Genomic DNA, 24,941 nt, shown 5'->3' on the forward strand with positions numbered 1-24,941 from the left:
GTTCTCCATCAGGGGGCGACCTGGTACTGGAAGCGGTCGGCACGGCTGGTCGACAGCGCCAGCTCCACCGGCCGCCCGGCAACGTCGCGGGACAAGGTGAGTACGGTGAGCAGCGGCGCGTGCTGTGGCATCAGCAGGCGCGCGGCCTCTTCGCGGCTGGGCAGGCGCGCACCGATCAGGCTGAAGGTGCGGGTCAGGTGCAAGTCGCGCTCGGCCAGGTGCTGGCGCAGCGAGCCGCCCTGGTAGTCGGTGAGCAGGCCGGCGCGGCTGGCACAGAAGCGGTGGCGGATCAGGCTGACCGGCTGGCCGTCGAGCAGGCGCAGGGTGCTCAGCTCGATCAGCGGCGCGGCGTCTGGCAGTTGCAGGTGCTGACACTCCTCCTGGCTGGCCGCGCGCTGGCGGCGCTCCAGCAGCTGCGCCTCCACACGGTGCCCCAGGGCAGACAGCGATTCGCTGTAGGCACTGCCCGCCTCCACCGGGTAGATCAGCGGCTTGGCCAGCACCCGCGTGCCCTTGCCCTGCTGGCGCAGCAGGCGGCCTTCGAGCACCAGCTCGTCGACGGCCCGGCGCACCGTGTGGCGGTTGACAGAGAAGCGCGAGGCCAGCTGGATTTCCCCCGGCAGGTAATCGCCCGGGGCCAGGTGACGCAGCTCCTCGCGGAGCACGGCGGCCAGCTCGCGGTACAGCGGTTCGGTTTGTCTAGACAAGTGCATGCTTGAAAAAAGGCGCTCACCGCGCCCCCTCGATCAGATGAACTGTTTGCGCAGGCGCTGCGACAGGATGTCGATCAGGCTGACCACCACGATGATCACGATCAGCAGGGCGCAGGTCTGGGCGAACTGGAACCCGCGGATCGCCTCCCAGAGGATCACGCCGATGCCGCCGGCACCGACCATGCCCACCACCGTGGCCGAGCGCACGTTGGACTCGAAGCGGTACAGCGAGTAGGAAATCCACAGCGGCAGGACCTGGGGAATGACCCCGAAGATCACTTCCTGCAGGGCGCTGGCGCCGGTGGCGCGCACCCCTTCCACCGGGCCCGGATCGATAGCCTCCACCGCTTCGGCGAACAGCTTGGCCAGCACCCCGGTGGTGCCGATGAACAGCGCCAGCACCCCGGCGAACGGCCCCAGGCCGACCGCGACCACGAACAACATGGCGAACACCATTTCGTTGATCGACCGGCAGGCGTCCATCACCCGCCGTACCGGCTGGTAGACCCACCAGGGCACGATGTTGGCGGAGCACAGGATGCCCAGCGGGATGGCGCAGACGATGGCCAGCACCGTGCCCCACAGGGCGATCTGCACGGTGATGATCATTTCCTTGAGGTACAGCTCCCAGTTGCTGAAGTCCGGCGGGAAGAAGTCGGCGGCGAAGGTCGCCATGTTGCCCGCGTCACGGATCAGGCCGAGGGGGTTCATCTCGGCGCCCTTCCAGGACCAGGCCAGCAGGGCGAAGAACAGGCCCCAGCCGATCAGTTGAGGCCAGGAGCGCTTGGCGCTGGCATCGAGGCCGGAAGCGGAAGTCAGAGTGGTCATGACAAAGTCTCGACGAAAAAGGCGAAGTCAGCCGCCCTGCCCGGCTGGGCAAGGCGGCTAGCGGAATCAGCCAGCGTTGGCAGCGTTCTTCTGCTCACGCTCGGCCATGCGCTGTTCCAGCGTGGCCAGTTGTTCGTCCAGCTCCTTGAGCTTGGCCTGCTTGTCGCCGTCGGACAGCTTGTCGTTGTTGGCCACGTCGCTGCGCTGCTTGAACAGCTCCAACTGGCGAACCGGCAGCAGCTGGTCGTCATCGGCAGCGCGGAACTTGCCCCACTGCAGGCCCTCGAGCACTTTCAGCTCATCCGGCTGGTCGCCGTAGGTCATGAAGAATTCACGCAGGGTGGCCTTGTCGCCGGCGCTGAGGTTCTTGCGCCAGACCATCGGGTCGGACGGAATCAGCGGCGAGGTCCAGATCACCTTCAGTTGCGCGGCCTTGTCCGGCGCGGTGATTTCCAGGCGCTCCATGCCTTCGCTGTTGAAGGTGCCGATGTCCACCTGCTTGTTGGCCACCGACAGGGCGTTGACCTCGTGGCTGCCGTTCAGCGCGCGCTTGAAAATGCGGTTGGCGTCGACCTTGTTCTGGGCGAACACGTAGTAGCCGGGCACCAGATAACCGGACGTGGAGTTCGGGTCGCCGTTGGCGAAGGTCAGGTTCTTGGCGTTCTTGAGCATGTCCTCGACCGAATTGATCGGGCTGTCCTTGTGCGCCACCATCAGGCTGTAATAGCCCTGCGAGCCGTTGGCCGCGACGGTCTGGGCGAACACCTCGCCACCCGCCCGGTCCACCGCCTCCATGGCGGCCTTGTTGCCGTACCAGGCCACGTCGACCTTGTCGAAACGCATGCCCTGGATGATCCCGGCATAGTCCGGGGCGAAGAACGCCTTGATCTTCATCCCGGTCTTCTCGCTCATGGCCTTGAGGAACGGGTCCCAGGTGCTTCTCAGGTTCTGCGACGACTCGGTGGAAATGATGCCGAAGTTGATTTCCTGGTCGGCGGCCTGGGCAGTGCCCAGGACCGAGCCGGCCAGCAGCGCCGACGCGGCGAATACATGGCTGATGCGTTTGAACATGCAAAGCACTCCTGCGAAGGATGGGCGTTCGGGAACAAGCGGAATTCGGGGGCGGTCAGGCTTTCGCCAGGGTCAGCGACACGTCGCGGGGCCGTGGGCGGCGCGCGGCGTCGCTCAGCAGCAGGCTGGCGTCGAGGTCGGCGCCATAGAGGTCATTGAGGAAGTTCGGACTGAGCCCGGCGGTCGGGCCGTCGAAGTGGATGCGCCCGCCTTTCAGGGCCACCGCGCGCTGGCAATAGCGCATGGCATAGTCCACCTGATGCAGGGTCACCACTACGGTCTTGCCGTCTTCGCGGTTGATGTCCGCGAGGATGTCCATGACCTTGCGGGCGGACTCGGGGTCCAGCGAGGCGATCGGCTCGTCGGCCAGGATCACCTCGGCCCGCTGGCACAGCGTGCGGGCGATCGCCACGCGCTGTTGCTGGCCGCCGGACAGGGTGGAGGCGCGCTGCTGGGCCAGATCGACCAGGCCGACACGCTCCAACGCATGCAGCGCGCGCTGCTTCTCCTCGACGGTGAACAGGCCGAAGGTGCCGCGCCAGCGCGGCGTGCGCCCCAGGCAACCGAGCAGCACGTTCTGCAGGACGCTCAGGCGCCCCACCAGATTGAACTGCTGGAAGATATAGCCGATGTCGGCACGCAACCGGCGCACGTCGCCGTTCAGCCGGCCCTGGGCCTGCACTTCACGGCCCAGCACCTCGATGCGCCCGCCGTCCGATCGGTCGCAGCAGGCCAGGCCCGCCACATGGCGCAGCAGCGTGGATTTGCCGGAGCCCGAGGCGCCGATCAGCGCCACCATTTCGCCGGGCTGGATCGACAAGGCGAGGTCGAACAAGGCTTGCTTGCGACCGAACGATTTGTTCAGCCGCTCGACCTGGATCACTGCGCTCATGGGATGCCCCCTCTTGTTTTAACGGTTGCTCGGCGACGCCAGGCCACCTGCTGGTGTAGACCAAGCTAGGCAAATCCTGTGTCAGCCCCGTTAACGGGCCATGACGCTTGAGTGACGATTCGTTGAAGGTTTTTCGGAATAGGCGGAACGTTTTGTCGAGTTTGTGTCCAACTACACGAATTTCGGATAACTGGTGCTGGCAAAAAGCCGGTACTGGCGTCAGAATTCGACACGTATTTGACGTCAAAGAATTGTTTGCGTGACCAAAAGGTTATAATGCGGCAAATGGCGAATCTGGTTGAACGGCTAGTGCTAAAGATGGTCAAACCGGTGACAATCTCGACGCTCATGCCAGCATCGCTTCCCTGAACTAACCGGTTTAATGTATGCGCCCTATGAAACAGGCTATCTATTCCAGCCGCACGGCTGACAAGTTCGTCGTTCGTTTGCCCGACGGCATGCGTGAACGCATTGCTGATGTAGCGCGTAACCATCACCGCAGCATGAATTCGGAAATAATCGCCCGCCTGGAGCAGAGCATGCTTCAGGAAGGCACGCTGGGTGATGACGTCAACCTGCGTCTGGACAGCCCCGAGCTGTCCCTGCACGAACGCGAATTGCTGCAACGCTTCCGCCAGTTGTCTCGCCGTCAGCAGAATGCCCTCGTGGCATTGATCGCTCACGACGTCGAAATGGCTGCCGAAGAAGCCTAAACAGCAGCAACAAAAAAACCGGCTCTGGAGCCGGTTTTTTTGTTGCCCGCGTTTTTTGCCTACAGCGCCAGGCCACGCTCCGCGCCCACCGCCGGGGCCAGCGACAGCAAAGCCTTGAGATGGCGCACCTCGTGCCCGGGTGCTCGGCCGAACAACCGCTTGAACTCGCGACTGAACTGCGACGGGCTTTCGTAGCCGACCCGCTGCGCCGCACTGCTCGCACTCAGTCCTTCGCGAATCATCATCAGCCGCGCCTGGTGCAGCCGCACGGTCTTGAGGTACTGCAACGGCGAGGACGACGTCACCGCCTTGAAGTGCACGTGGAAGGCCGGCACGCTCATGTTCGCCGCCTCGGCCAGCGTGGTGACATCCAGGCTCTGGTCGTAGCTCGAATGAATGCGCTGCAGCACCCGGGCGATCCGCCCGAAGTGCCCGCCCTGTGACAGGGTAGCGCGCAGTCCCCCGCCCTGCTCCCCCATCAGCACCCGAAACACGATCTCCCGAATGATCGACGCCCCGAGCAAGCGCGCCTCTTCCGGCGAACTCAAGGCCTCGAGCAGGCGCAGCGTCGCATCGGCCAGCCGGCTGTCCATCGGCGTCGAATGCAGGGTTTGTGGCAGGGGCTGGGTCGCGCCGCGGACTTCCTCCAGCCCCATCGCCAGCTCGGCAACCAGTTGCGGGTCGACACGCAAGGCCAAGCCCAGCAGCGGCTCCGCCTCGCTCGCTTCGGTCTCGATGGTGAACGGCAGCGGCACCGACAGCACCAGGTAGTGCTGGGCATCGTAGACATAGAGTTTGCCGCTGTGCAGGCCGCGCTTGCGCCCTTGGATCACGATCACGATGCTCGGCTCGTACAGCGCCGGCGTGCTGGGCAGCGCGCGGTTGGAGCGCATGAAGGTTACGCCGTCGTGCAGGGCACGGGTGTAGCCCTCTTCGGGCGCCAGGCGCAGCATCAACTCGACCATGCGCCGCCGCTGGTCTTCAGGTATCACCGTCATCGTTCAGGCAACCGCATCGCTCAGGGATGAGACGGCATTCTAGGGGTCACTCGATAGAAACAGGCAAGGTCGAAAGAGTAACCGGACTTAGCAACCAGCGCGCCCCTGCCTAGCATGACCCTGACGACCACAACAGGAGAACCACCCCATGCGCCCATTCCACCACGCGAGTGCCTTGCTGCTGAGCGCCCTGTTGAGCCTGCCGACCTGGGCCGGCAGCAGCGAGTCCGAGAACACCGCCCTGGTGCAACAGGCCTTCGACAATTGGCGCAACGGCACAGGCAGCGTGTTCGACCTGCTGGCCGACGACGCCGAATGGACCGTTGCAGGCAACAGCCCGGTGTCCGGGATCTATCGCACCCGGGAATCCTTCATGAACGATGCGGTCAAGCCGATCACCGACCGCCTGGCCACCCCCATCACGCCCACCGTGCGCCAGATCGTCGCTCAGGGACCGCACGTGGTGGTGATGTGGGATGGCAGCGCGACCGCACGGGATGGCAAGCGCTACGAGAACAGCTACGCCTGGCACCTGCAGTTCGAGGAAGGCCGCATCACGCGGGTCGTGGCCTTCCTCGATACCTGGCGACTGGTGGAGCTGATGGAATAGGCCTTACAACAGGAAGATCGAGGCCAGGCCGAGGAAGATGAAGAAGCCACCGCTGTCGGTGACGGCGGTGATCATCACACTGGCCCCCATGGCCGGGTCGCGCCCCAGGCGCGCCAGGGTCATGGGGATCAGCACCCCCATCAGGGCGGCCAGCAGCAGGTTGAGCGTCATCGCCGCGGTCATCACCACGCCCAGCGACCAGCTGTCATAGAGCACGTAGGCGACCACCCCGATCACCCCACCCCACAACAGGCCGTTGATCAATGACACACCCAGCTCCTTGCGCACCAGGCGCTTGGTGTTGCCAGTGCCCACTTGGTCCAGGGCCATGGCGCGCACGATCATGGTGATGGTCTGGTTGCCCGAGTTACCACCGATACCCGCCACGATCGGCATCAGCGCCGCCAGGGCCACCAGCTTCTCGATGGAGCCCTCGAACACGCCGATCACCCGCGACGCCAGGAATGCCGTCATCAGGTTGATCGCCAGCCAGGCCCAGCGGTTTCTCACCGACTTCCAGACCGAGGCGAAGATGTCTTCTTCCTCGCGCAGACCGGCCATGTTGAGGACTTCGCTTTCGCTTTCCTCACGGATCAGGTCGACCATTTCGTCGATGGTCAGGCGGCCGATCAGCTTGCCGTTCTTGTCCACCACGGGCGAGGAAATCAGGTCGTAACGCTCGAATGCCTGGGCCGCATCGTAGGCGTCTTCGTCCGGGTGGAAGCTCACCGGGTCGGTGGCCATGACTTCGGCCACGTGTTTGTCCGGGTCATTGACCAGCAGGCGCTTGACCGGCAGCACACCCTTCAGCACGCCGTCGTAGTCGACCACGAACAGTTTGTCGGTGTGGCCAGGCAGTTCCTTCAGGCGGCGCAGGTAGCGCAACACCACTTCCAGGGTGACGTCTTCGCGGATGGTGACCATCTCGAAGTCCATCAGCGCGCCGACCTGGTCTTCCTCGTAGGACAGGGCCGAACGCACGCGCTCGCGCTGCTGGGCGTCGAGGGACTCCATCAGCTCATGGACAACGTCGCGCGGCAGTTCGTGGGCCAGGTCCGCCAGTTCGTCGGCGTCCATCTCCTTGGCGGCCGCGAGGATCTCGTGATCCTCCATGTCGGCGATCAGGGTTTCACGAACCGCGTCGGACACTTCCAGGAGAATGTCGCCGTCACGCTCGACCTTGACCAGTTGCCAGACGGTCAGGCGCTCTTCGAGCGGCAAGGCTTCGAGGATGTAGGCCACGTCGGCGGAGTGCAGGTCATCGAGCTTGCGCTGCAGCTCGGCGAGATTCTGGCGATGGACCAGGTGTTCGACCCGGTCATTGTGCTGGCCTTCCTGACGGTGCGTCAGGTCCTCGACCAGCTTGTGACGATGCAGCAGCTCGACCACCTGAGCGAGGCGGTCCTGCAGGCTTTCTTGCGGTTTTTTGGCGTCTACTTCAGTCATGGCGCGCTCCACCCCCAGTGGCGGCGCACGCCAGAGAGGGTCAATCAGTCAATACGCGATTGCACAATCGGGATTCAGAGTAACTACTGGGTAAGTCCATGGTGGTGTTCCACAAGCCCCGGCGGGGCTGACGCGGCAAATGATAACACTGCCAAGCCGCTTTGCACGTGACAAAAGCGCGGCAAGAACAAGTGCTTGCAACACACTCTTGAGCACGATTTAAAACTTCGCAACTGCGACGCCCGCCAACCGCACCAAGACACCCTGGCGAACGAAAGAGGCGCGACTATGCTTGAGGAGCAATCGTCAAGGAGGACGACCCCATGCATGGACTACAGTGCGCAGCCTTTGTCTGCATCATCTCGCTCTACCCCACCACTTCCCTCTCGGCAGCCACCGTCTTTCGCTGCGAAGACGCCAACGGCCATATCACCTTCACCTTTCACGGGTGCCCGACCGACCAGCAGCAACAGCTGCAGGACGCGCGCAATCACACACCCAGCAGCGGCGAAACCATCCCCTTGGCCGACACCAGCAGGCCCGAAGGCGCTCGCCAGCAACCGCGCGAGCGGCTTACCAGTTTGACTGTAGTCGGTGAGCGCACCGACGGCTGCGGCGACGTGCTGACCGGCCATGCCCGTCGCGACGCCATGGTGAAGCGACAGGTACGCAGCGGCATGACCCAATCGGACGTGGAAAGCATGTTCGGCAAACCCGACCGGGTCAGCAGCCGCAACGGCGAAACCCGCTGGCACTTCCTCGACCCCAAGGGCAATACGCGCCAGGTGAGTTTCGACGAAGCCGGCTGCGTGAAGAACTGACGGCGAAAAATCGCGGGCAAAGAAAAAGGGCCTGCATTTCTGCAGGCCCTTTCGGTATGGCGGACTCAGGAGGATTCGAACCTCCGACCGCTCGGTTCGTAGCCGAGTACTCTATCCAGCTGAGCTATGAGTCCGTTTGGCGCTTTTAGACCAGATCACCACTGGTTGAAACAACATGACCCGCATCGCTGCAGTGCCATTCGATATGGCGGACTCAGGAGGATTCGAACCTCCGACCGCTCGGTTCGTAGCCGAGTACTCTATCCAGCTGAGCTATGAGTCCGTTTGGTGTTTTTAGACCAGATCACCGCTGGTTGAAACAAAATGGCTTGCACTGCTGCAAGCCATTTCAATATGGCGGACTCAGGAGGATTCGAACCTCCGACCGCTCGGTTCGTAGCCGAGTACTCTATCCAGCTGAGCTATGAGTCCGTTTGGCACTTTTAGACCAGATCACCACTGGTTTTTTTCAACCTGACTGACAGCCAGATTAGTCAAATAATGGCGGAGAAGGGGGGATTCGAACCCCCGACACCCTTTTGAGGTGTACTCCCTTAGCAGGGGAGCGCCTTCGGCCACTCGGCCACCTCTCCGCAACACGGGGCGCATGATAACCATGTTTTCCCCGTTTGCAAAGCCAAAATTTCGATAAAAATTAGTGGCTTGGTTCTTCGCCTTTCTCTTTCTGGATGCGCTGGTAAATCTCCTCACGGTGCACGGCAACTTCCTTCGGCGCGTTAACGCCAATGCGCACCTGATTACCTTTCACGCCCAACACGGTGACAGTGACTTCGTCACCCACCATCAGGGTCTCTCCGACCCGGCGAGTCAGAATCAGCATTCCTTTCTCCTTACGGATTTAAGTTCAGGACAACAGCAGTCTGCAAAGATGAAATGGTGGCAGCTCCCTGCAATATCAAGCAGAGCTTACACCCAAGTATTGACCAGAGTGGACAGAAAGAAAGTTCCTTCCCTACCAGCCAAAAAAGACAAAAGGCGCGGATGAGCCGCGCCTTTTGGGTATACCTCGATCAGTCGCCCTGTCGAGCAGGTGCGTCGAGCTCGAAAGCGGTGTGCAATGCACGCACTGCCAGCTCCAGGTATTTCTCCTCGATCACCACCGATACCTTGATCTCCGAGGTGGAGATCATCTGGATGTTGATGTTCTCCTTGGCCAGGGCTTCGAACATGCGGCTGGCAACGCCTGCATGGGAACGCATGCCCACGCCGACGATGGAGACCTTGGCGATCTTGGTGTCACCGATCACTTCACGGGCACCCAGCTCGCGCGCGGTGTTTTCCAGCACTTGCTGAGCGGCGGTGTAATCGTTGCGGTGCACAGTGAAGGTGAAATCGGTGGTGTTATCGTGGGCCACGTTCTGCACGATCATGTCCACTTCGATGTTGGACGCACTGATCGGGCCGAGAATCTTGAAGGCCACGCCCGGGATGTCCGGCACGCCACGGATAGTCAGCTTGGCTTCGTCGCGGTTGAAAGCGATGCCGGAGATGATCGGCTGTTCCATGGATTCCTCTTCATCAAGGGTAATGAGGGTGCCCGGCCCCTCTTGGAAGCTGTGCAACACGCGCAGCGGGACGTTGTACTTGCCGGCGAACTCCACCGAGCGGATCTGCAACACCTTGGAGCCCAGGCTGGCCATTTCCAGCATTTCCTCGAAGGTGATCTTTTCCAGGCGCTGAGCCTGGGGCACCACACGCGGGTCAGTGGTGTAGACACCGTCCACGTCGGTATAGATCTGGCACTCATCGGCCTTCAGCGCGGCAGCCAGGGCCACACCGGTGGTATCGGAACCGCCACGGCCCAGGGTAGTGATGTTGCCGTGCTCGTCGACGCCCTGGAAACCTGCCACCACCACCACGCGACCTGCCTTGAGGTCGGCACGCAGCTTCTGATCGTCAATCTGCAGGATGCGCGCCTTGTTGTGCGCGCTGTCGGTGAGGATACGCACCTGGTTGCCGGTGTAGGACACCGCCGGCACGCCACGCTTGATCAGCGCCATGGCCAACAGGGCAATCGTCACCTGCTCGCCGGTGGAAACCATCACGTCCAGTTCACGCGGGACCGGCTGGTCGTCGCTGACCTGTTTGGCCAGATCGATCAGGCGGTTGGTCTCGCCACTCATGGCCGACACCACGACGACGATGTCGTCGCCTTTCTCGCGGAACTTCTTCACCTTCTCGGCCACTTGTTGAATACGCTCAACGGTGCCGACGGAGGTGCCCCCGAATTTTTGTACGATCAAAGCCATTTCAAAGCCGCCTCAGCCCGTGAAGGGCGCCCATTAAACATTCAACTCGAGAGACTGCCAAGGCCCACCGGGCGTGATCCGGGCCTTGGCAGCCTGCGTCCGGGTACCGGACGTTACAGGCCCTGCTCGGCGAAGGTCTGGGCCAGGCCCAGCGCTTCGTCCAGCTTGCCGGCTTCGGTGCCGCCGCCCTGAGCCATGTCCGGGCGACCACCGCCCTTCCCGCCCACGGCTGCCGCCGCTTGCTTCATCAGGTCGCCGGCCTTGAGCTTGCCGGTCAGGTCCTGGGTCACACCGGCGACCAGTACGACCTTGTCGTCCTGTACACCGCCGAGCAGGATGACGGCGCTGCCCAACTTGTTCTTCAACTGATCGACCATCGCCAGCAGCGCCTTGCCATCCAGGCCGTCGAGGCGCGATGCCAGGACCTTGACGCCTTTGACGTCCACGGCCGAGCCGGCCAGGTCGTTACCAGCCGCGCTGGCGGCCTTGGCCTTGAGCTGCTCCAGTTCCTTTTCCAACTGACGGTTGCGCTCCAGCACGCCGGCCAGTTTGTCCAGCAGGTTGTCGCGGCTGCCCTTGACCAGTGCGGCGGCTTCCTTGAGCTGCTCTTCGGCACCGTTCAGGTACGCCAAAGCCGCTGCGCCGGTGACCGCTTCGATACGGCGCACGCCGGCGGCCACGCCGCCTTCGCTGGTGATCTTGAACAGGCCGATGTCGCCGGTGCGGGAAACGTGGGTACCGCCGCACAGCTCCACGGAGAAGTCGCCGCCCATGCTCAGCACGCGAACCTGGTCACCGTACTTTTCGCCGAACAGCGCCATGGCGCCCTTGGACTTGGCGCTCTCGATGTCGGTTTCTTCGGTCTCGACCTCGGAGTTCTTGCGAATCTCGGCGTTGACGATGTCTTCCAGGGCCTTCAGTTGCTCCGGCTTGATCGCCTCGAAGTGGCTGAAGTCGAAACGCAGGCGCTGGCTGTCGACCAGCGAGCCCTTCTGTTGCACGTGCTCGCCCAGTACCTGACGCAGCGCAGCGTGCAGCAGGTGGGTGGCGGAGTGATTGAGCGCAGTGGCCTGGCGCACGGTGGCGTCGGCCTCGGCCTTGACGCTGGTGCCGACGTTGAGGCCGCCCTTGGCCACCACGCCGTGGTGCAGGAACGCACCGCCGGCCTTGGTGGTGTCACGCACGTCGAAACGCACGCCAGCGCCTTCGAGGTAGCCGCAGTCACCGATCTGACCACCGGATTCGGCGTAGAACGGGGTCTGGTCCAGCACCACCACGCCCTCTTCGCCTTCAGCCAGGCTGTCCACGGCCGCGCCGGCCTTGAACAGCGCAATGATCTTGCCGTTGCCGCTGGTGCCTTCGTAGCCCATGAAGCGGGTATCAGCGTCGACCTTGACCAGGTTGTTGTAGTCCATGCCGAACGCGCTGGCCGAACGCGCACGCTCGCGCTGGGCTTCCATCTCGCGCTCGAAGCCGGCTTCGTCCAGGGTCAGCTCGCGCTCACGGGCGATGTCGCCAGTGAGGTCCATCGGGAAGCCGTAGGTGTCGTACAGCTTGAAGATCACTTCGCCTGGGATGACGGAGCCTTTGAGCTCGGCCAGGTCCTGCTCGAGGATCTTCAGGCCCTGTTCCAGGGTCTTGGCGAACTGCTCTTCTTCGGTTTTCAGCACGCGCTCGATGTGCGCCTGCTGCTGTTTCAGTTCTGGGAAGGCTTCGCCCATCTCGGCGACCAGGGCCGCAACGATCTGGTAGAAGAAGCTGCCCTTGGCGCCCAGCTTGTTACCGTGGCGGCAGGCGCGACGCACGATGCGACGCAGCACGTAGCCACGGCCTTCGTTGGACGGGGTCACGCCATCGGCGATCAGGAAGCCGCAGGAACGGATGTGGTCAGCCACCACTTTCAGCGAGGCCTGGCCTTCGTTGGCGCAGCCAATGGCCTTGGCTGCCGCGTTCAGCAGGCTCTGGAACAGGTCGATCTCGTAGTTCGAGTTGACGTGCTGCAGCACGGCGCTGATGCGCTCCAGGCCCATGCCAGTGTCCACGCTCGGTGCCGGCAGCGGGTGCAGCACGCCGTCAGCGGTCCGGTTGAACTGCATGAATACGTTGTTCCAGATTTCGATGTAGCGGTCGCCATCTTCCTCGGGCGAACCGGGCGGGCCGCCCCAGATGTGGTCGCCGTGGTCGAAGAAAATCTCGGTGCACGGGCCGCACGGGCCGGTATCGCCCATGGTCCAGAAGTTGTCGGACGCGTACGGCGCGCCTTTGTTGTCGCCGATGCGGATCATCCGCTCGGCCGGTACGCCGATTTCCTTGTTCCAGATGTCGTAGGCTTCGTCGTCGGTGGCGTAGACCGTGACCCAGAGCTTGTCCTTGGGCAGGTTCAGCCAGCGATCGCCGGTGAGGAATTCCCAGGCGAAGTGGATCGCGTCGCGCTTGAAGTAGTCGCCGAAGCTGAAGTTGCCCAGCATTTCGAAGAAGGTGTGGTGACGCGCGGTGTAGCCGACGTTTTCCAGGTCGTTGTGCTTGCCGCCGGCACGCACGCACTTCTGGCTGGTGGCCGCACGGGTGTAGCTGCGCTTTTCCAGGCCGAGGAAGCAGTCCTTGAACTGGTTCATCCCTGCGTTGGTGAACAGCAGCGTTGGGTCATTGCCCGGAATCAGGGAGCTGGAAGCGACACGGGTGTGCCCTTTCTCTTCGAAGAAGCTCAAGAAGGCTTCACGGATTTCTGCGCTTTTCATAGGGTTTCCCACGGAATCAGGCGGCCACGGCAAAAGCCGGCAAAGGGCCGCATTATATCGGGCCTAACGCCCGCGGCTAGTGCCTTTATCGATAGATGGTGGCTATTGCGCGGGGCGGGCATGGCGGCGTCTCGCCCCTGGCCTGTCGCCGGGACAGCGAACCTACCCCGGCATTGGGGAAGCCTCAGCGGCGTACGAAGGCGGCAAATGCCTCGATGACGCGGCCGATGTCGTCGCTGCGGACATCCAGGTGGGTCACCATGCGCAAGCGGGCGGCGGCAGAAAGGGTGATGCCCCGCTCGGCGCAGAACGCCTTCAGCGCGCCGGCCTGCTCACCCACCTGGACGTACACCATGTTGGTTTGCACCGGCTCCACCGAGAAGCCCAGTTCGCGCAGCCCGGACGCCAGCTGCTCGGCATGGCGGTGGTCATCGGCCAGGCGCTCGACCTGGTGCTGCAGGGCGTACAGCCCCGCCGCCGCCAACCCGCCGGCCTGGCGCATGCCGCCGCCGACCATCTTGCGCAGGCGACGTGCCTTGGCAATCAGCGCGACGCTGCCACACAACACCGAGCCTACCGGTGCGCCGAGGCCCTTGGACAGGCACACCGACACCGAATCGAAATGCCGGGTGATCTCGCGGGCGTCCACGCCCAGCTTGACCGCCGCGTTGTACAAACGGGCGCCATCCAGGTGCAGGCCCAGGCCACGGCGGGTGGTCAGTTCGCGGGCGGCCGCCAGGTAGTCCAGGGGCAGCACCTTGCCCTGCATGGTGTTTTCCAGGGCCAGCAGGCGGGTACGGGCGAAGTGGAAGTCGTCCTGCTTGATCGCCGCCTCGACCTTGGCCAGGTCCAGCGAGCCATCGGCTTCACCCTCGATCGGTTGCGGCTGGATCGAGCCGAGCACCGCGGCGCCACCACCTTCATATTTATAGGTGTGCGCCTGCTGGCCGACGATGTACTCGTCGCCGCGCTCGCAGTGGGCCATCAGCCCCAGCAGGTTGCTCATGGTGCCGCTCGGCACGAACAGCGCGGCGGCGAAGCCCAAGCGCTCAGCCAGGTAGGCCTCCAGGCGGTTGACCGTCGGGTCCTCGCCGTACACGTCGTCGCCCAGCTCGGCCACGCGCATGGCCTCGCGCATGCCGGCGGTGGGCTGGGTAACGGTGTCACTGCGCAGATCGATAAGTGCCATGAAGGATTTCCCTGAACCGGTCGAAAACACCGATGCTAAGGCCCTCGCTGGTGGCAGACAAGCGACAGATCGCAACGATACGGGGCGAACAGTTCGAGCGGCAGCAACAGGCCGTCAGGCCAGGTAATCGCCATCGGCCGGCACGATCAGGATGCCGGCCCGCAGGCCGTTCTTGACCTTGGGATTGGGGAAGATGATGCGCGCGCCCTCCTCCTCCACCACCCAGCGGGTGCCGGCCACGTCATCGGCCAGCAGGTAGCCCACCGGCAATTCGCTGAAGTTCTCGATATCGGCCGGCAGGTGCAAGTGGAAGGCGTCGCTGTGCTTGATGATTTCCCTTGCGACGGAAAACAGCTGCAGGCCATTCAAGTCGTGGTCGTCCGATTCCGGCTCACGCCCCTCGATGATGGCGTGCAGGCGCGCTTCCAGCAGGTCGAGGTTGACCGCCTCGTTCTGGCCGAAGGCGCGGGCCTTGCCCAGCTCCAGGGTGAAGGCCTCGGCGCCGAGCTGCGAATAGGTGTAGGCACTGAAGGTAATCGAGCTCTTGTTCTGCAGCAGCACCGCGTCGATGCCCGCCGCATTCAACCGCGCCAGCTCGCGGCGCGAATGCACGCGCCCCTCGTGCCAGGGGTAGAGGGCGAACTGTTCGATCTTCGAGGCGCGGATCGCCGTGTGCAGGTCGTAGTGCAGGCGGGTGCGCTCGGGTTTGCTGAAGAAACTCGCAGCCAGGTGTTCGAGCTCACAGGCGCGAATGGCCTCGAAGCCACTGGTCTGCTCGTGCCGGCCATTGAACAGCCGGTTGATGTCCTGCTCGATGTAGCGCTCGCCCTTGCGGATCGCGGGCGGGTTGCCCAGCAGGAACAGAATGCGCACCCGGGGTTTCAGTTCATTGCGCGCGATGCTGCGCAGCAAGCGGTCGAGCAATTCGATGGGGGCGGTTTCGTTACCGTGTATCCCGGCGGACAGCAACAGGTCCAGGCCGTTGTCGCTGGCCACCGGCGGCGTCACTTCCAGGGCGCCTTCGGCCAGCCAGCGCAACCGCGAACCCTCGGGGGTCAGCTGAATCTTCGCTGCCGGCTCGTAGCCGGCGAGTGTCAGGTCGAGCAGTTTGCCGAGGGCGAGCATGGGAAGTTCCTCAGTCGTGATTGCAGTCAGGGCCATGCACGTGGCCGTGCTCCTCATCGCCGCCGTCAGCCGGCTCCATTTCCAGCTCCAGGCTGACCAGGTTGGTCGCCAGCGGGCGCAGCAGCAGGTTGGCGTACTCGGTATCGCCTTCCGCCACATCGACGCCGATCATCAGTTGGCCGTTACCGACCTGCTGGATCCACACTTCCTTGCCCTGCCAGATCACGGCGAACCGGGTGCAGGAGGTTTCCAGCTGGGTGCCGTCTTGGTCTTCGAGGATCAGTTGCAGGGCATCGGACATGGGTGCGAAATCTCTTCAGGGCAATGGGAAAGGCAGGCTGTCGGGGCGGCCGCTACGGCGACCCGCCCGACTACGCTAATTGAAAAGGATAGACGGCGCCCAGTTCAAGGATCTGTGTCAATTCATCCAGTGCCGTCCGGCACTCGATCAACAGCTGGGGGTCTGCCAGGTCGTTCTCGCTGAGGCGATCGCGGTAATGCTTGTCGACCCAGGCATTGAGGGTGTCGTACAGGCTCGGGGTCATGATCACCCCCGGATTGACCGCCGCCAGCTCGCTGTCCTTGAGCGCCACCCGCAGGCGCAGGCAGGCCGGGCCGCCGCCGTTCTGCATGCTCTGCTTGAGGTCGAACACCTGCACGTCGCGAATCGGGCCGTTGCTGCTGGTCAGTTGTTGCAGGTAGGCCCACACGTTGGCGTTGTTGCGGCACTCCTCGGGCACGATCAGCAGCATGCTGCCGTCGCCGCGGCTGAGCAATTGGCTGTTGAACAGGTAGGAGCGCACGGCGTCTTCCACCGCCACGGCACTGCGCGGCACGCACACGGCGGTAAAGCCAGCACCGCGACGGGCGAGCTTCTCGGCCAGTTCGGCCAGCACGCGGTCGGTGTCGAGGAAGGCATCCTGGTGGTAGAACAGCACCTCGCCATTACCCACCGCGATCACGTCGTTGTGGAACACCCCCTGATCAATGACCCAGGGGTTCTGCTGGGCATACACCACACCGTCGTCGCTCAGGCCATGCAGCCGTGCCACGGCCTGGGAGGCCTCCAGGGTCTGGCGCGCCGGGAAGCGCTCGGGCTGTGGCAAGCGGCTGTCGAATGCGCTACGGCCGAACACGAAGAACTCCACGCCGGCATCGCCATAGCCCTTGCAGAAGCGTGTGTGGTTGGCCGCGCCCTCGTCGCCGAACTGCCCCACCGCCGGCAGGGCCGCGTGGTGGGCGAAATGCCGGTCGTTGGCGAACATCGCCTCCAGCACGCGGCTGGTGGTCGGGTGTTCGATGGAGCGGTGGAACTTGCAATTGAGGTTGGCGGCGGTGAAATGCACGCGACCATCGGCGGTGTCGGCGCTGGGGCTGACGGTGCAGGCGTTGGCCGTCCACATGCTGGAGGCCGAGCAACTGGCGACCAGCAGCGGCATCGCCGCCTTGGCGGCCTTTTCGATCACCTGGGCATCGCTGCCGCTGAAGCCCAGACTGCGCAGGGCCGCGACATCCGGGCGTTCCTGCGGGGCGAGCACGCCCTGCTTGAAGCCCATGTCCATCAGCGCCTTCATCTTCGCCAGGCCCTGGCGTGCCGCCTCCCGGGGGTTGGACACCGCCTGGCTGTTGCTCTGCGACGCCACGTTGCCGTAGGACAGGCCGCCGTAGTTGTGCGTGGGCCCGACCAGGCCGTCGAAATTCATCTCATAGGCGGACATCACAAGCTCACTCCCGGGGTCAGGGTGGTGGGCAGGCTCAGGCTGTCGCTTTCCAGCGAGGCCACCGGGTAGGCGCAATAATCTGCCGCGTAATAGGCACTGGCGCGGTGGTTGCCGGACGCGCCGACGCCGCCGAACGGCGCGCTGCTGGCGGCGCCGGTGAGCTGCTTGTTCCAGTTGACGATGCCGGCGCGGCTCTGCAGCCAGAACTGCTCGTAGCGCGCCTTGGAGTCGGACAGCAGGCCGGCCGCCAGGCCGAAGGCCGTGGCGTTGGCTTCGGCGATGGCCGCATCGAAGTCGGCGTAGCGAATCACCTGCAGCAGCGGGCCGAAGAATTCGTCATCCGGACGATCCTCCACGTCAGTGACGTCGATGATGCCCGGCGTCAGCAGCGCCGCGCCGACCAGCGGCTGGGTCATCTCCAGCAACGGCGCCGCGCCCTTGGCGATCAGATGTTCCTGGGCCTTGATCAGGTGTTCGGCGGCCGCCAGGGAAATCACCGCGCCCATGAATGGCGCCGGCTGGGCATCGAAGGCACCGACCTTGATGCTGGCTGCCACACTGACCAGGCGCGCCAGCAGGGCGTCGCCCCAGGCGCCCTGGGGCACCAGCAGGCGACGCGCGCAGGTGCAACGCTGCCCGGCGGAAATGAAGGCCGACTGGATGATAGTGTAGACCGCCGCGTCGATGTCCGCGACCTGGTCCACCAGCAACGGGTTGTTGCCGCCCATCTCCAGGGCGAGGATCTTGTCCGGGCGCCCGGCGAACTGCTGGTGCAGCAGGTTGCCGGTGCGGCTGGAGCCGGTGAAGAACAGGCCGTCGATGCCCGGGTGAGCCGCCAGCGCCGCCCCCGTCGTGCGCGCGCCCTGCAGCAGGTTGAGCACGCCCGCCGGCAGGCCGGCCTCCTCCCAGCAGCGAACCGTGAACTCGGCCACCTTGGGCGTCAGTTCGCTGGGCTTGAACACCACGGCGTTGCCGGCCAGCAGCGCCGGCACGATATGCCCGTTGGGCAGGTGGCCCGGGAAGTTGTAGGGGCCGAACACCGCGACCACGCCATGGGGCTTGTGCCGCAGCACGGCGGTGGCGTCAGCCAGGGGCCCGCTCTTCTCGCCGGTGCGCTCGCGGTAGCTCTGCACCGAGATGGCCACCTTGTTGACCATGCTGGTCACTTCCGTGGCCGACTCCCAGAGTGGCTTGCCGGTCTCTTCGCCGATGCAGTGCGCCAGCGCCTCGCTTTTTTCCTTGAGCAACGCAGCAAAGCGCTCGAGCACGACTATGCGCTCGTCCAGGGAGCGCGAGGCCCAGGCCGGGAAGGCAGCCCGCGCCGCCTGCACCGCAGCATCCACCTGCTCGGCGCTGGCGGCACGTCCTTCCCACAGCGCCTGCTGGCTGACCGGATTGAGCGATTCCAGGGTTTCACCCAGGCCCGCGAGCCAGGTACCGGCAATGAAATGAGTGCTCATGGTGGTTTTATCACTCCCAGCGTGTTCAGCACCCGGCAGGCCAGCCGGGTGGGCTATTTCGTACGCGGCGCCAGGCAGCGCGCCGTTGCCGGCTCAGCCGCCGGCGGACAGCGGCACGGCGCGGATCTGGTCGCCGGCGGACAGGCGCAGGCGCTTGGCGGTCAGCGGATCGACCACCAGGGTGCCCGCCGCCAGGCGCGCAGGCGCCGCCGTGATGCGGCAGTCCTCGCGCTTGCGGTTGTGCATCAGGTAGGCCGGGGCATCGTCGCCCGGGGTGCCGATGGCCAGCACCAGGGTCTGGCTGTCGCGCACCGCGCGGATCTTCGCGGTCTCGGCCTCGATCGCCGGGCCGGCGTCAAAGATGTCGACATAGCCCTGGTAGCTGAAGCCTTCGGCCTTGAGCATGGTCAGGGCCGGCTCGGTGTCGTGGTGCACACGGCCGATGACGCTGCGTGCGTCCTCGGACAGGAAGCAGGTGTAGAGCGGGAACTTGGGCATCAGCTCGGCGATGAACGCCTTGTTGCCCACACCAGTCAGGTAGTCGGCCTGGCTGAATTCCATCTTGAAGAAGTGCCGGCCCAGGCTCTCCCAGAACGGCGAACGCCCCTGCTCGTCGGACATGCCGCGCATCTCGGCGATGATCTTCTCGCCAAACAACTGGCGGAACTCGGCGATGAACAGGAAACGCGCCTTGGACAGCAGGCGGCCGTTGAGGCCCGTGCGGTGGTCGGCGTGCAGAAACAGCGAGCACAGTTCGGAGTTGCCGGTCTGGTCGTTGGCCAGGAACAGCGTCGGAATCTGCCGGTGGATGTTCAACTCCTGGGAGGCGCTGACCGTCAGGCCCACCCGGTAGTTGTACCAGGGCTCGCGCAGGCCGACCGCGCCGGCCACGGCGGAAATCCCCACCACCTTGCCGTCATCCGCTTCGAGGACGAACAGGTAGTCGGCGTCGGCCCGCTCGGCCTGGCCGTGGAATGCCTTTTCCGCCCACTGCACGCGGTGCGCCAGGCGCTCCTCGTTGGCAGGCAGGGTGGTCAGGCCGGCACCCGTGCTGCGCGCCAGGTCGATCAGGGCCGGAAGATCGGCACTGCGTACGGGACGAACGATCATACGGGCTCCTTAAACCGCGACCAGGCGCACGCTGGCGCCTTCACCGACGCCCAGGGCATCGGCGGTGGCAAGACTGAGGGTGACGGGCTTGCCGGGCACCCAGTCGAGTTCGGCGACCACGGCGCGGAAATCCTGCAACTGGCTGTTGCTCACCAGGTACTGGCGGCCGCCACTGCCCGGCTCGCCGATGCGCACCGGCACCATGCGGCTCTGGGCGATGGAACGGATGCCCGAGGTGCGTGCATGCAGGGTCGGACCGCCATCGAAGATGTCGATGTAATGGTCGGTCTCGAAACCCTCGCGCATGAGGATGTCGAAGGTGATCTGCGCCCGCGGGTGCACCTGGCCCATGGACTCCTGGGCCTCGTCCGGCAGCAGCGGCACGTAGATCGGGTAATGGGGCATCAGTTCGGCGAGGAAGGTCCGGCTCTTCAACCCGCACAGGCGCTCGGCCTCGGCATAGTTCATGTCGAAGAAATTGCGCCCCACCGCGTCCCAGAACGGCGACTCGCCGGCGTCGTCACTGTGACCGACGATCTCCACCACCACCGCATCGGCGAAACGCTCCGGGTGGTTGGCCATGAACATCAGGCGCGCCCGGGAATTCAGCTCCGACGCCGCGCTGCCCACCAGCGGTCGCTCGACGTAGAAGCTGGTCAGCAGGCTGTTGCCGGTCAGGTCGTGGCACAGCGAGAGCACGTGGATCTTGTTGTGGATCTTCAGCTCGCGGGAGTTGTGCACGAAGGTTTCGTTACGGAAGCTGTAGAACGGCTCGGAATAGCCGGCCGAAGCGACGATGCCGGCGCAGCCGACCAGGCGGCCGCTTTCGACATCCTCCAGCACGAAGAAATAGGTTTCCTCACCGTTGAAGCTCACCTCGGCGGAGAACGAAGCCTCCGAGGCGGCGATCTTGTCGCGCAGGCGGCCGGCGTCATCCGGCAGCGAAGTCACACCAACCGGGCTGTCCGCGGCGAGACGCTGCACTTCCGCAAGGTCGGCCATTTGCGCGGGGCGCATCACCAGCATGGTGTCACTCCTTTATTGATCTCGAAAAACACCCGGTCACTCGGACCGGGCAGGCCCCGGCAGACGCCGAGGCCGACAGAACCGTCATCCCTGGGTAGAACACGGCGCGTCCCTGCGCCGGCTTGCGAATCAGGCCTTCTGGATCAGACCCGCGATGGCCTTCTCCAGGCGTGCCAGGCCTTCGTCGATATCGGCATCCTCGACCACCAGGCTCGGGGCGAAACGCACCACGTCCGGGCCGGCCTGCAGCACCATCAGGCCTTCGGCCGCGGCGGCGTCGAGAATGACCTTGGCCTTGCCTTTCCATTCGTCCGACAGCACCGCACCGATCAGCAGGCCCATGCCCCGGGTCCCGGTGAACACGCCGTACTGCTCGCCAATCTGCTCCAGCTTGCGCTTGAAGCGCTCGTGCTTGGCCTTGACGCCTTCGAGCACCTCGGGGGTGTTGACGATGTCGATGACCGCCTCGCCCACCGCACAGGCCAACGGGTTGCCGCCGTAGGTGGTGCCGTGGGTGCCGACCGTCAGGTGCTTGGCCAGCTCGGTGGTGGTGAGCATGGCGGCGATCGGGAAACCGCCGCCCAGGCTCTTGGCGCTGGACAGCACGTCAGGCACCACACCGTAATGCTGGTAGGCGAACAGCACACCGCAACGGCCCATGCCGCTCTGCACTTCGTCGAAGACCAGCAGCGCGTTGTGCTTGTCGCACAGCTCGCGCGCGCCCTGCAGGTAGGCCAGGTCCGCCGGCAGCACGCCGCCCTCGCCCTGCACCGGCTCCAGTACCACGGCGCAGGTCTTGTCGGAAATGGCGGCCTTCAGCGCATCCAGGTCGTTGTACGGGATGTGGGTGATGCCCTGGATCTTCGGGCCGAAGCCGTCGGAATACTTGGGCTGACCACCGACGCTGACGGTGAACAGGGTGCGCCCGTGGAAGCTGTTGGTCGCGGCGATGATTTCGTATTTTTCCGGGCCGAACCGGTCGTGGGCCACGCGGCGGGCCAGCTTGAACGCGGCCTCGTTGGCCTCGGCGCCCGAGTTGCAGAAGAACACACGCTCGGCAAAGGTCGCGTCGATCAGCTTCTTGGCCAGGCGCAGGGTCGGCTCGTTGGTGAACACGTTAGAGATGTGCCACAGCTTGTTGGCCTGCTCCGTGAGGGCCTTGACCAGCGCCGGATGGGCATGACCGAGCACGTTGACGGCGATGCCGCCGGCGAAATCGATGCGTTCACGACCTTCCTGATCCCAGACTCGGGAGCCCTCGCCTCGCACCGGAATGAACGCGGCAGGCGAATAGTTGGGCACCATGAACTGGTCGAAATCGGCGCGTTGCACCGGGTCGTGCTGAACGGACATCGGAACTCTCCTCACGGAAAACACCGCCTTGAACGGCAGGTGATGAAGGGATTGTAGGGACTGAACCAGGGGCGGCATTGCCGCCATGCGACAACTTCTTATAGCGCCAACCCCAGGAAAACCGGAGCTTTCGCAAATGCGACAGAAAGCGTCGGGAAGGCGCAGTTTAAACACTGTTCACCCGGTTGGCGTACAGGTCTGCGTAATTTATCCATGGGCTGACCGCCGGGTATTCGACAACCGCCCGGCATGGACGCAAGCAGGCGGCTACCGGGCCTCAGGCCGTGACCGGCTGCTCCGGGGCCACCGCCGAACTGGACAGCCCGAGGAAGCTGCTCAGGGCCGCCTTCTGAGCCATGGCGTCCTGGTACCCGAGTTCGATCAGCTCGTTGCAGTAGCCCGGCTCGAACAGCAGGTAGCTGAGCACCCCGGCGCCGCTGGCCTTGGTCGCCCCGGGACCGCGCAGGAACATGCGCAGGGCCGCCGGCAATTCGTGGCGATGGCGAGCGGCGATGACATCCAGCGGCTGGCTCGGCGACACCACCAGCACCTCCACCGGGTTCAGCCCCAGGCCACGCGGGCGCTGCTCCGGCGGCACCAGGCGGCTCATCTGGTTGAGACGTTCGAGCAGCTCGATGTCGCCTTCCAGGCTGTCGATGAAGGTGCTGTTGAGCATGTGCCCGCTGATCTGCGCCAGGCTGGGCGGCTTGTTACTCACTACCCGCGGTATCGGCGAGGACGCATGCAGCCCCTGCGGGTTGCCGCTGACGCCCACCACCAGCACCTTGCTCGCGCCCAGGTGCAGCGCCGGACTGATCGGCGCGGACTGGCGCACGGCGCCGTCGCCGAAATACTCGCGACCGACCTTCACCGGCGGGAAGATCAATGGAATCGAGGCGCTGGCCAGCAGGTGCTCCAGGGCCAGGCGGGTCGGCACCCCGACACGGCGGTGGCGGAACCACGGGTCAATGGCAGCGCGCCCCTGGTAGAAGGTCACCGCCTGGCCGGAGTCATAAGCGAAGGCCGTTACCGCCACCGCCCGCAGCTGGCGCTGCCGCACGGCAGCGGCAATCCCGGAGAAATCCAGCTCACTGGCCAGCATCTCGCCCAGGGGCGAACTGTCGAGCAGCGCCACCGGCGCCTGGCCGCCCAGGCCGAGCAGGCTGTGGCCGACGAAGCGCCCGGCCTGGCGCAACACGCCGGGCCAGTCGCTACGGTACACCTGATGGGTATGGAAGCTCTGCCAGACCGTGGTCAGCCGGCGGATCGCCTCGCCGAAGTGCAACGCCCCGCAGGCCAGGCTGACGGCGTTGATCGCCCCGGCCGAGGTGCCGACGATCACCGGGAAGGGATTGTGGGTCGCATCCGGCAGCAGGTCGGCGATCGCCGACAACACCCCGACCTGATAGGCCGCCCGCGCGCCACCGCCTGAAAGAATCAGCCCGGTCACGGGCTGGGTTGCGGGGGCGATCAACGTCATGGGCAGGTTCCGTCTTTTTTATCCAGTATAGAGAGCAGCGCCCCCGCCCTTGCAACACCGGCTCCGATCAGGGCCGGCGCTTGCCGTAGAGCTTGGGCTCGCCTTCAGGGCGGGTCTTGAAGCGGCGGTGGGCCCACAGGTACTGCTCGGGGCAGGCCGACACCGCCTGCTCGACCCACTGGTTGATCAGCAGGCAGTCGGCCTCTTCGCTTTCCGCCGGGAAGCCGGCCAGCGGCGGGTGGATCGTCAGGCGATAGCCGCTGCCATCCGCCAGGCGCTCCTGGGTGAACGGCAGGACCCGGGCACGGCCCAGGCGGGCGAACTTGGTCGTCGCCGTGACCGTGGCGGCCTGGATGCCGAACAGCGGCACGAACAGGCTCTGCTTGCGGCCGTAGTCCTGATCCGGCGCGTACCAGATCGCCCGGCCGGCCCGCAGCACCTTGAGCATCGCCCGCACGTCCTCGCGCTCGATCGCCGTGGCGTCCAGGTTGTGACGCTCGCGGCCGGTGCGCTGGATGTAGTCGAACAGCGGATTCTTGTGCTCGCGGTACATGCCGTCGATCGTGTGCACCTGGCCGAGCAGCGCCGCGCCGATTTCCAGGGTGGTGAAGTGCAGGGCCATGAGGATCACCCCCTGCCCTTCGGCCTGGGCCTGCTGCAGGTGCTCCAGGCCTTCTATATGGGCGAGTCGCGCCAGCTTGGCCTTGGGCCACCACCAGCTCATGGCCATCTCGAAGAAGGCGATGCCGGTGGAGGCGAAATTCTCGCGCAGCAGCCGCTCCCGCGCCGGCTCGGACAGCTGTGGGAAGCACAGCTCCAGGTTGCGCCGGGCAATCCGCCGCCGCGAGCCGGCCACGCGGAACATCAGCGCGCCCAGCACACGCCCCAGTCTGAGCAGCGCCGGGTACGGCAACTGCACGATCAGCCACAGCACACCCAGGCCCAGCCACAAGGGCCAGAAGCGCGGGTGCAGGAAATAGCCACGGAAAGCTGGACGATTCATGAACGGTCCCGGACAAGGCATAAAGCGCGGCATTCTATCAGGACTTGCCCGCCGCCGACGTGCGGCACGCCCCGCTCCAACCCCCTCGCCGCGGGGCGCAGCTCCCACACGCCAATCACGGGCGCCCGCGTCACCTTTTTGCTATTGCTCATGAACCCCGGCATCCGCACGTGTTTCTGTAGGAGCCCCGCCCCGGGGCGAATCGGGAATACCCGGCATAATCGTACCGGGCCACATTTCGCTGCGGGGCGCAGCTCCCACAAATCCTCTCCTGACTCGAATGGCGCCCCATACCGGTAGTCCCTCGGTCTGACCGACAGCCACAAGCCCACCAGCTTCCGCCACACAAGCGCCTGCCGGCCGGCAAGCCGCTT

22 protein-coding genes and 4 tRNA genes are annotated in these 24,941 nt (G+C 64.8%); 3 read left to right on the forward strand and 23 right to left on the reverse strand.

All coding sequences use genetic code 11. The features are described 5' to 3' along the window. Positions 1 to 8 precede the first annotated feature (8 nt). From phnF to phnC, 4 genes are all read right to left on the reverse strand, one after another. Positions 9 to 713, reverse strand: coding sequence for a phosphonate metabolism transcriptional regulator PhnF (gene phnF / locus N5C28_RS02500; RefSeq protein ID WP_279819724.1), 705 nt, complete (start codon positions 711 to 713; stop codon positions 9 to 11). Positions 714 to 746: 33 nt separating this feature from the next. After that, entirely contained in the window at positions 747 to 1,541 is a 795-nt protein-coding gene (phnE, locus tag N5C28_RS02505) for a phosphonate ABC transporter, permease protein PhnE (protein ID WP_279819726.1), read from the reverse strand. A 66-nt stretch (positions 1,542 to 1,607) separates the two neighbouring features. Then, positions 1,608 to 2,612 (reverse strand): phosphonate ABC transporter substrate-binding protein, encoded by a 1,005-nt coding sequence (gene phnD, locus N5C28_RS02510; RefSeq protein WP_279819729.1) that lies wholly within the window; start codon positions 2,610 to 2,612, stop codon positions 1,608 to 1,610. Positions 2,613 to 2,667: 55 nt separating this feature from the next. Then, positions 2,668 to 3,504: a phosphonate ABC transporter ATP-binding protein gene (gene phnC, locus N5C28_RS02515; RefSeq protein WP_279819731.1), complete on the reverse strand. Its 837-nt coding sequence runs from the start codon at positions 3,502 to 3,504 to the stop codon at positions 2,668 to 2,670. 386 nt (positions 3,505 to 3,890) lie between these two features. Between phnC and N5C28_RS02520 the strand changes: the two genes are divergently transcribed. Further along, entirely contained in the window at positions 3,891 to 4,217 is a 327-nt protein-coding gene (locus tag N5C28_RS02520; RefSeq protein WP_279819733.1) for an Arc family DNA-binding protein, read from the forward strand. A gap of 59 nt (positions 4,218 to 4,276) precedes the next feature. Here N5C28_RS02520 and N5C28_RS02525 read toward each other — a convergent pair whose 3' ends face one another. Next, entirely contained in the window at positions 4,277 to 5,182 is a 906-nt protein-coding gene (locus tag N5C28_RS02525) for an AraC family transcriptional regulator (protein ID WP_279820336.1), read from the reverse strand. Positions 5,183 to 5,363: 181 nt separating this feature from the next. Between N5C28_RS02525 and N5C28_RS02530 the strand changes: the two genes are divergently transcribed. Beyond that, the gene (locus N5C28_RS02530) at positions 5,364 to 5,825 is read left to right on the forward strand and encodes a nuclear transport factor 2 family protein (RefSeq protein WP_279819734.1); all 462 of its coding nucleotides are present in this window, start codon (positions 5,364 to 5,366) and stop codon (positions 5,823 to 5,825) included. A 3-nt stretch (positions 5,826 to 5,828) separates the two neighbouring features. Here N5C28_RS02530 and mgtE read toward each other — a convergent pair whose 3' ends face one another. Continuing rightward, the gene (mgtE, locus tag N5C28_RS02535; protein ID WP_279819736.1) at positions 5,829 to 7,271 is read right to left on the reverse strand and encodes a magnesium transporter; all 1,443 of its coding nucleotides are present in this window, start codon (positions 7,269 to 7,271) and stop codon (positions 5,829 to 5,831) included. Positions 7,272 to 7,594: 323 nt separating this feature from the next. Between mgtE and N5C28_RS02540 the strand changes: the two genes are divergently transcribed. Continuing rightward, positions 7,595 to 8,092, forward strand: coding sequence for a DUF4124 domain-containing protein (locus tag N5C28_RS02540; protein ID WP_279819738.1), 498 nt, complete (start codon positions 7,595 to 7,597; stop codon positions 8,090 to 8,092). Positions 8,093 to 8,149: 57 nt separating this feature from the next. Here the strand turns inward: N5C28_RS02540 and N5C28_RS02545 are convergent. From N5C28_RS02545 to N5C28_RS02625, 17 genes are all read right to left on the reverse strand, one after another. Next, positions 8,150 to 8,226, reverse strand: a tRNA-Arg gene (locus N5C28_RS02545). A 72-nt stretch (positions 8,227 to 8,298) separates the two neighbouring features. Next, positions 8,299 to 8,375 (reverse strand) — tRNA-Arg (locus N5C28_RS02550). Between the two features lie 72 nt (positions 8,376 to 8,447). After that, positions 8,448 to 8,524: transfer RNA gene (locus N5C28_RS02555), tRNA-Arg, on the reverse strand. Between the two features lie 70 nt (positions 8,525 to 8,594). Next, positions 8,595 to 8,685, reverse strand: a tRNA-Ser gene (locus N5C28_RS02560). A 62-nt stretch (positions 8,686 to 8,747) separates the two neighbouring features. Beyond that, positions 8,748 to 8,933 carry a carbon storage regulator CsrA gene (gene csrA / locus N5C28_RS02565; RefSeq protein ID WP_025165378.1) on the reverse strand — a complete coding sequence of 62 codons (186 nt, stop codon included), beginning with the start codon at positions 8,931 to 8,933 and terminating at the stop codon, positions 8,748 to 8,750. A 190-nt stretch (positions 8,934 to 9,123) separates the two neighbouring features. Then, on the reverse strand, positions 9,124 to 10,362 hold the full coding sequence (locus tag N5C28_RS02570; protein ID WP_279819739.1) for an aspartate kinase: 1,239 nt from the start codon (positions 10,360 to 10,362) through the stop codon (positions 9,124 to 9,126). Positions 10,363 to 10,475: 113 nt separating this feature from the next. Then, complete coding sequence (gene alaS, locus N5C28_RS02575) at positions 10,476 to 13,100, reverse strand: alanine--tRNA ligase (protein ID WP_279819741.1); 2,625 nt, start codon at positions 13,098 to 13,100, stop codon at positions 10,476 to 10,478. A gap of 184 nt (positions 13,101 to 13,284) precedes the next feature. Further along, the gene (ltaE, locus tag N5C28_RS02580) at positions 13,285 to 14,289 is read right to left on the reverse strand and encodes a low-specificity L-threonine aldolase (protein WP_279819743.1); all 1,005 of its coding nucleotides are present in this window, start codon (positions 14,287 to 14,289) and stop codon (positions 13,285 to 13,287) included. A 114-nt stretch (positions 14,290 to 14,403) separates the two neighbouring features. Continuing rightward, positions 14,404 to 15,414 (reverse strand): succinylglutamate desuccinylase, encoded by a 1,011-nt coding sequence (gene astE / locus N5C28_RS02585; protein WP_279819744.1) that lies wholly within the window; start codon positions 15,412 to 15,414, stop codon positions 14,404 to 14,406. Positions 15,415 to 15,424: 10 nt separating this feature from the next. Then, on the reverse strand, positions 15,425 to 15,715 hold the full coding sequence (locus N5C28_RS02590; protein ID WP_279819746.1) for a topoisomerase II: 291 nt from the start codon (positions 15,713 to 15,715) through the stop codon (positions 15,425 to 15,427). 70 nt (positions 15,716 to 15,785) lie between these two features. Beyond that, complete coding sequence (gene astB, locus N5C28_RS02595) at positions 15,786 to 17,132, reverse strand: N-succinylarginine dihydrolase (protein WP_279819749.1); 1,347 nt, start codon at positions 17,130 to 17,132, stop codon at positions 15,786 to 15,788. Then, the gene (gene astD / locus N5C28_RS02600; RefSeq protein WP_279819750.1) at positions 17,132 to 18,595 is read right to left on the reverse strand and encodes a succinylglutamate-semialdehyde dehydrogenase; all 1,464 of its coding nucleotides are present in this window, start codon (positions 18,593 to 18,595) and stop codon (positions 17,132 to 17,134) included. Before astD ends, astB begins: the two co-directional genes overlap by 1 nt. Positions 18,596 to 18,688: 93 nt before the next feature. Further along, complete coding sequence (astA, locus tag N5C28_RS02605) at positions 18,689 to 19,705, reverse strand: arginine N-succinyltransferase (protein WP_279819753.1); 1,017 nt, start codon at positions 19,703 to 19,705, stop codon at positions 18,689 to 18,691. 9 nt (positions 19,706 to 19,714) lie between these two features. Beyond that, positions 19,715 to 20,731, reverse strand: coding sequence for an arginine/ornithine succinyltransferase subunit alpha (gene aruF, locus N5C28_RS02610; protein ID WP_279819756.1), 1,017 nt, complete (start codon positions 20,729 to 20,731; stop codon positions 19,715 to 19,717). Positions 20,732 to 20,860: 129 nt separating this feature from the next. Continuing rightward, positions 20,861 to 22,084, reverse strand: a complete 1,224-nt coding sequence (locus tag N5C28_RS02615; protein WP_279819759.1) for an aspartate aminotransferase family protein — start codon at positions 22,082 to 22,084, stop codon at positions 20,861 to 20,863. A 277-nt stretch (positions 22,085 to 22,361) separates the two neighbouring features. After that, entirely contained in the window at positions 22,362 to 23,564 is a 1,203-nt protein-coding gene (locus N5C28_RS02620; protein ID WP_279819762.1) for a patatin-like phospholipase family protein, read from the reverse strand. A 67-nt stretch (positions 23,565 to 23,631) separates the two neighbouring features. Then, positions 23,632 to 24,567 carry a lipid A biosynthesis lauroyl acyltransferase gene (locus tag N5C28_RS02625; RefSeq protein WP_279819765.1) on the reverse strand — a complete coding sequence of 312 codons (936 nt, stop codon included), beginning with the start codon at positions 24,565 to 24,567 and terminating at the stop codon, positions 23,632 to 23,634. Positions 24,568 to 24,941: the final 374 nt, after the last annotated feature.

This window comes from Pseudomonas sp. GD03944, from assembly GCF_029839275.1.
Taxonomy (GTDB): Bacteria; Pseudomonadota; Gammaproteobacteria; order Pseudomonadales; family Pseudomonadaceae; genus Aquipseudomonas.